Below are 5,812 nucleotides of genomic sequence, written 5' to 3'. Positions count from 1 at the left end.
AACTTGACAGACTATTAACACAGACAAACAATAATTCGAGCAATTAATGTACCTTATAACTTCGGGAAGTGCTGTAAAGGTTTTTTCTTTCCCTTTTCCCCCGCCCCTTATCCCCAGAGTGGGCCCCACCTTCCCCTTTTCCCCTTAACCCGACAAGTATTGCCATGTGTATGGGTTTTAAATCCTCAGTTTTCTATAGTCCATACAGGCGGAATTTGTTTATGTAGCTGAGAATTCTATTGGCTTTGTTGCCAATTAGGTCTTAAGATTTTAGTAATATATTTGCTGTTTTGTTAGTAAGCCACACATTAATAATGAGACTAAAGTTAGTTGCTCAAAAATTGATAGGAATCGCAACAGTTTCGCTGACCACATTTATCACAACTGTAAGCATCAATCATCCTAGCTATGCTGAAGGGACAACTTTCTACTGTGGAAAGAGTAATGGTGTATCCATAACATTTGCTCGTACCCAAAATGGTAGAAAAGTGCCTATGATTAAATGGACTTCTCAGAACTATTTTTCGCAAGAGTGGACAGTTGAGCGCCGTTGTCAAGAAGTATCTCGCAGATTTCAAAGGAGCTATGACAATGGTACGCTAAAGTATATCAGGACTGGGACGCTGAGAGGACAACCAGTTGTATGTGCTGCAACTAAGGAAAATGCTCCTTGTACAGATAGCAGTTTGTTATTCACTCTCAAGCGTGGTAGTAATGCCAAAGTTACTCTGCGAAGGTTATTAAATCGCCGTGGTTTAGTAGCTGGAAGTGTATTGAATGAAAGCAGTGGAGACACTCTCAATATTGATTTTGATGTGTATTTAAATAACGTTACAGATGAGCTAAATAGTGAGTCGAATCAAGATTCAGGTAATACTCCTTGATGCAATGTCTGTGAGGGATTATGCATACGCTAATAATTTCAAATTACCTGTAAACTCAGATGGATTGGCATAAATTCATACTGGTTATTTATATTGCCAGTTTATCCCTTACGCTGTCAGCATCGACACCAGTTAAAAGTATTTCTGTCCCAGATAAAAGCCTTAATTGCAATATTTCCCAATCGGGGCAAATCTTTCACAATGCAGAGTCTATGACTGTCAAAATCTTATCAGCAGATTTTCTCGGCTCAGGAATTATACTACGAAAAAAACGTGCTATTTATACAGTATTAACCAATGCTCATGTGTTACAGGCAGGCGATCGCCCCTATCGCATTCAAACACCGGATGGTAACATTTATCCAGCTAATCCTCAAAATATGAACTTCGGGGAAGATGATTTAGCTTTATTGCAATTTCAAAGTACCAGCGCAATCTATGCTGTAGCATCCCTTGCATCTTCTCCTAAACACGGAGATGAGGTATTTGTAGCGGGTTTTCCTGCGACTGAGGAGGGTTTTCACAACCAAAATTTGACGTTCGCTACTGGTAAAATTTCGTTGGTACTACCCAAACCTTTAGAGGGAGGTTATCAGCTTGGATATACTAACGATATCAAAAAGGGGATGAGTGGAGGGCCATTGTTGAATTGTCAGGGTGAAGTTGTGGGGGTGAATGGAATGCAGGCTTATCCTCTGTGGGATGCTCCTTCTGTTTTTCAGGATGGCTCCCAGGCTGATGAACAATTACATCAGATGATTATTCGCCTAAGTTGGGCTATACCAATGGAAAAGCTTGTGCAGATGACACCAAAATCTACAAAAACTAAAGATTCTCCCGTTTTAAATCAGGCTAATAAGAGTGATGAGGGAGGAAGTTTGAATGATTAAATTTTACGATGCGATCGCACCAGCAATTATTGGAATAGCAATTACCTTTGTACAACCGCAATTTGCCGTGGCCCTATCCTCAAATGAGGTGGGTAAAATTGCCAAAGCAATCACCGTACTAATTGACAATCAAAATGGTTCGGGTACTGGAGTCATCATTCAGCGAGAAGGAAACACTTACATTGTCCTCACTGCCAAGCACGTAATCGAAACTCAAGCTAAATATGAAATTGTCACTCCAGATGGTCAGCGTTATTCACTCGACTACAAGACTGTGAAAAAGCTGCCTGAAGTAGATTTGGCAATTGTCCAGTTTACCAGCAAACAAACTTACACTGTTGCTAAAATCGGCAATTCAAATGCAGCGACAGAAGGAACTACAGCTTATGTGGCTGGTTTCCCACAAGCCACAGCCGCAATTTCTAGCACAATTTACAATTTCGTCGCTGGACGGATTACTGCTAATGCTTCCAAGCCTCTGCGTGATGGTTATGCTTTGGTCTACAGTAATGTTACTTTGCCGGGGATGAGTGGTGGCCCGGTGCTGAACGATAGAGGCGAATTGGTAGGAATTCATGGTAGAGCAGATGAAGCAGATATAGAAACCTCAAAAATCAATTCCACAATTGCTTATGTCAAATCAGGTTTTAATTTAGGCATTCCGGTTAATACCTTTTTGAGAATGTCAACTCAAGCTGGGGTAGATTTAGGCGTTAGTCCTCCCAGCGTACCAACAGCAACAGCACCGAAAGCAGACAACTTTTATATTCAAGGTGGCGATAAATACGATAAAGGAGACTTTAAAGGTGCGATCGCAGATTATACTAAAGCAATTAGCCTCAATCCTAAATATCTCGGTGCTTACAATAATCGCGGTCTTGCCCGCTATAACTTAGGAGACTTCCAAGGCGCAATTGACGACTATAATCAATCCATAAAAATTAATTCCCAAGATGCCGATTCTTACAATAACCGGGGTCTAGCTCGTTCTGCCTTGGGAGACAAGAAAAGTGCGATCGCAGATTATAATCGAGCCATAGAAATTAATCCCAACTATGTCTTTGCCTACAATAACCGAGGCATTGCCCATAATAGCTTGGATAATAGCAAAATAGCGATCGCAGATTTCAACCAAGCATTGAAACTTAATCCCAACTATGCCGAAGCCTACGGGGGACGGGGAATTTCGCGTTATCAGTTGGGAGATAAAAAGGGAGCGATCACAGATTTTACTACAGCTTTGCGAATTAATCCCAATCTTGCCCCACCTTACGCTAGTCGGGGAATTGCCCGCTTTGATTTGGGAGACAAGAAGGGAGCAATTGCTGATTTTAACCAAGCCTTACGACTCAATCCCGACTTGGCTCCAGCCTATACTGGTAGGGGGATTGCCCGTTATACCTTCGGAGATAAACAGGGTGCGATCGCGGATTTACAAAAAGCTGCTAATCTCAATTTAGAACAAGGGAAAACAGATGATTATCAACAGTTATTAGAGTTAATTAAAAAACTTCAATTATAAGGGTATGGAAAACACAACAAAAATATAGAAGAGTAGATTAGGTTGTTGCAGAATTTGCAGCTTTTACCCATTAGACACACAGCAAACGATCCAATTTCTAATTGACGGTATCGAATATGAACTACACACTCAAAAATAAACGCGCACTTGTCACTGGAGGAAGTCGCGGTATCGGGGCCGCCATCGTTAAGCGTTTGGCAGCTGAAGGCGCTGATGTCGCTTTCACCTATACCAGTTCGCCCGATCGCGCCAAGGAAATCGCCGAAGCAGTCCAGGCGCTCGGCGTTCAGGCTTTGGACATCCAAGCCAACAGCGCTGAAGCTAGTGAGGTGGTGGCTGCTGTTGAACAGACAGTAGAGAAACTGGGTGGCATTGATATCCTTGTGAATAACGCAGGTGTAGCGCAGTTGGCTCCTATTGAAGATTTCACCCTTGCGGACTTTGATCGCACCTTTGCCATTAATGTGCGTGCCATATTTGTGGCAACCCAAGCCGCAGTCAAGTATATGCAAGAAGGCGGACGCATCATCAACATTGGCAGCACCAACGCCGAACGTGTCCCATTTGCCGGCGCCTCTGTTTATGCCATGAGTAAATCTGCTTTGCAAGGGCTTGTGCAAGGGCTGGCGCGTGACCTTGGCCCGCGTGGAATTACAATCAATAACGTCCAGCCCGGGCCGATCGCTACGGATATGAATCCCCCAGAGGGTGAGTTTGCCGAAATGATCAAAAAGCAGCTAGCATTGCCCCGCTACGGCACTGCTGAGGAGGTTGCAGGGATGGTCGCTTATCTAGCTGGGTCTGAGGCAGCTTACATCACTGGTGCAAACCTAATGATTGATGGAGGGTTTAGCGCCTAACTGCCGCAGGTGTAGCGAATTGCAAACATCAACCCTCAAAACCATTTATATATTTGGTTAAAACAGCACCGTATAGCCGTTGGAGGAGTCCTGCTTGCTTGCGATCGCAGGCTGTAATGCCTCTGTTAAATCGCAGCCACCTGCGAATACCCCATTGGTTGTAAATCGAATGTCACTAAGAAAACTTAAAACCTCGTCAGGACAGGGTGTTAGGTATACATAACATCGTTCCCATTTGATGGGGTGCGATCGCTTATAAATAGAGCAAATCAAATCTTAGTTAATCAATTGGTTCTTTGGTGCAATCTTAAAAGCGGCTTGGCTAAAACGCGACTTGGTAAGGTGGAATGCCTGAATCAAATAGCTTTTGAACAGGCTCAGAAAATAGCAAAGCCTTCTAAAACTGGAGTGTGGAGTCAAGACAGACGAAACTAGCCTTGAAGCTAAAACCAGCACTCCAGTTAAAATTTGTCGCAGATTTCAAGCAGGCGCAGAACCGCCAAGCGCATTTCTGCAAGCATCAGCAGTTTCTGTGCCAAAACCACCAGCTTGAGCATGACGGAGTAGCGACTGAATAATTGGTATGGCAATACTCATACCAAATAAGGCGTTGAATCCTGCAACAACCACTGGTGCTGACAATATAACTGTAAATTCTGGAAATAACGCCAATACAGCCACTAAGATCAGAAAAACAATTGGTGTCGCAATACCTGCTGCCTTTGCAGCTTCCAAAATTAAATTTTTATACTCTTCAACAGTAATGTCGCCCCGATAAAGATCCAAGGAGTATGAAATCGCTGTGACTATAACTTGGGTAAGAATAGTAGTGCCTGTAGCAGTGATCCCCAATTTAGCAATTGTTCCAGAATTGCAGATAATAGAATCTACGGCATTGTAGACCCGAATATAAAACTGCTCCCCAACAGTCATAACTTCGGCTCCCCGACGGAGATTATCAGCGCCCACTTCCCACACAATATTGTTAGCACCATTTGAGCCACCTTGGGAGCGTGGAATAATATGGCTCCCATGTTTATCGCTCAAGAATTCACGGATAGTCCTTTCATTTCCTCCCAGCTTTGATGTGCCTGGAATTTTCTCAAACAGCTTCATCACATCTGTATCAGAGCGAGGTAAATCTCCAGTTCTCAGACCAGCACGATACCTCAATCTATATGCAATCTTGGGCATTTCTACGGCTAATTCCGCTGCTGTCCTCGGCAAGTTTTGCAATGCCTCAGCTATGGACAGGCTCGAAGTAGTCACACCAATAGCAGTTGTTTCAAATGCTTTACTGATATTTTGTACTGTTTGCAAACCTTGCTGTGCTGTTGCAGGTAGATTAGTAATCACATTAATACTTGAGGTAGTAATCTCTACAGTAGTATTTTTGATTCCATCAACTACTTCTTCTACCTCCTTCGCTGTATTATTTGCTGCTTCTTGCGCTTTATCTTTGAGCGTATCTGCCAAATTTCGTGCTTGGTTAATGAAATTCATGTTTTAGTAAACTGTTGTTTTAAAGATTTTGTATTTAGTTCAGCTTCTCCCCTCAAAGCTAAGAATTACATCGGCATTACAGCACTTCCTGCTGCTATGAGGTACAGATACTTGGAATGCTATTAGTCAAGCTAGTAATTAAAAGTTTGTAGT

General features: G+C 42.9%; 6 protein-coding genes. 4 read left to right on the top strand and 2 right to left on the bottom strand.

Features of this window, described 5'->3' with window-relative positions; translation table 11 throughout:
• The first annotated feature begins 314 nt into the window (after nt 1-314).
• From RMZ41_RS31775 to RMZ41_RS31760, 4 genes are all read left to right on the top strand, one after another.
• Nucleotides 315-884 (top strand): COP23 domain-containing protein, encoded by a 570-nt coding sequence (locus tag RMZ41_RS31775; protein ID WP_322644945.1) that lies wholly within the window; start codon nt 315-317, stop codon nt 882-884.
• A gap of 212 nt (nt 885-1,096) precedes the next feature.
• Nucleotides 1,097-1,774, top strand: coding sequence for a serine protease (locus RMZ41_RS31770; protein WP_322644944.1), 678 nt, complete (start codon nt 1,097-1,099; stop codon nt 1,772-1,774).
• A complete protein-coding gene (locus RMZ41_RS31765) occupies nt 1,767-3,296 on the top strand; it encodes a tetratricopeptide repeat-containing serine protease family protein (protein WP_322644943.1) in 1,530 nt (509 codons plus the stop codon). The genes RMZ41_RS31770 and RMZ41_RS31765 overlap by 8 nt, the downstream gene beginning before the upstream one ends.
• Nucleotides 3,297-3,412: 116 nt before the next feature.
• Nucleotides 3,413-4,156, top strand: a complete 744-nt coding sequence (locus RMZ41_RS31760) for a 3-oxoacyl-ACP reductase family protein (RefSeq protein ID WP_322644942.1) — start codon at nt 3,413-3,415, stop codon at nt 4,154-4,156.
• A 57-nt stretch (nt 4,157-4,213) separates the two neighbouring features.
• Here the strand turns inward: RMZ41_RS31760 and RMZ41_RS31755 are convergent, their stop codons facing one another.
• Nucleotides 4,214-4,429, bottom strand: coding sequence for a hypothetical protein (locus RMZ41_RS31755; RefSeq protein ID WP_322644941.1), 216 nt, complete (start codon nt 4,427-4,429; stop codon nt 4,214-4,216).
• A 207-nt stretch (nt 4,430-4,636) separates the two neighbouring features.
• The gene (locus RMZ41_RS31750; RefSeq protein ID WP_322644940.1) at nt 4,637-5,659 is read right to left on the bottom strand and encodes an HNH endonuclease; all 1,023 of its coding nucleotides are present in this window, start codon (nt 5,657-5,659) and stop codon (nt 4,637-4,639) included.
• Nucleotides 5,660-5,812: the final 153 nt, after the last annotated feature.

The sequence above is a fragment of the Nostoc sp. DedVER02 genome (genome assembly GCF_034530675.2).
Classification (GTDB): Bacteria; Cyanobacteriota; Cyanobacteriia; order Cyanobacteriales; family Nostocaceae; genus Nostoc.
The sequence above is the reverse complement of the archived record's forward strand: the minus strand, read 5'-3'. Positions and strand labels throughout refer to the sequence as shown.